Here is a 1136-nt window from a genome sequence, read left to right as displayed (position 1 = left end):
AACTGCCCGGCTACAACTGACGAAGTAATCATCTACAACTTCGCAGCAAATCCAGCGGCTAACGCAGGCGCAGATCAGGAAGATTGCGGTAGAACCACTGCCTTTACCCTTGATGCAACCCCTGTGGTATCAACTGGTAACATCCAGCAGATCGGTACCTGGACTGTTCAATACACTGGTGCTAATACTGCTCCAACTGTAAGCGACATCCACGATCCAAAAGCTACCATCACGGTAACACCTGGTGATCAGGTACAGCTGACCTGGACGGTAACCAGCATCGTAAATGGTGTAGTAAATACTAAATGTCCGGCTACAACTGACGTTGTGGTGCTGTACAACTTCGCAGCAAATCCAACTGCTAACGCAGGTGCAGATCAGGAAGATTGCGGTAGAACCACTGCCTTCACCCTTGATGCAACTCCTGTGGTATCTACTGGTAACATCCAGCAGATCGGTACCTGGACGGTTCAATACACTGGTGCTAACACTGCTCCAACAGTAAGCGACATCCACGATCCAAAAGCTACCATCACGGTAACACCTGGTGATCAGGTACAACTGACCTGGACGGTAACCAGCATGGTAAACGGTGTAGTAAATACTAAATGTCCGGCTACAACTGACGTAGTCACCATCTATAACTACGCTGCTAACCCAGCGGCTAACGCAGGTGCAGATCAGGAAGATTGCGGTAGAACCACTGCCTTCACCCTTGATGCAACACCTGTGGTATCCACTGGTAACATCCAGCAGATCGGTACCTGGACCGTTCAATACACTGGTGCTAACACTGCTCCAACAGTAAGCGACATCCACGATCCAAAAGCTACCATCACGGTAACACCTGGTGATCAGGTACAACTGACCTGGACGGTAACCAGCATGGTAAACGGTGTAGTAAACACTAAATGTCCGGCTACAACTGACGTTGTGGTGCTGTACAACTACGCTGCTAACCCAGCGGCTAACGCAGGAGCAGATCAGGAAGATTGTGGTAGAACCACTGCCTTCACCCTGGATGCAACCCCTGTGGTATCTACTGGTAACATCCAGCAGATCGGAACCTGGACCGTTCAATACACTGGTGCTAACACTGCTCCAACAGTAAGCGACATCCACGATCCAAAAGCTAC

The 1136-nt window shown here is 49.9% G+C and carries 1 protein-coding gene; it reads left to right on the top strand.

Translation table 11 applies throughout. The annotated features are described in order from the left end of the window. On the top strand, positions 1 to 1136 hold a 1136-nt coding region (locus BUB18_RS29790; RefSeq protein WP_178372234.1), incomplete at both ends, for a hypothetical protein.

The organism is Chitinophaga jiangningensis, assembly GCF_900142605.1.
GTDB classification, from domain to species: domain Bacteria; phylum Bacteroidota; class Bacteroidia; order Chitinophagales; family Chitinophagaceae; genus Chitinophaga; species Chitinophaga jiangningensis.
The sequence above is the reverse complement of the archived record's forward strand: the minus strand, read 5'-3'. Positions and strand labels throughout refer to the sequence as shown.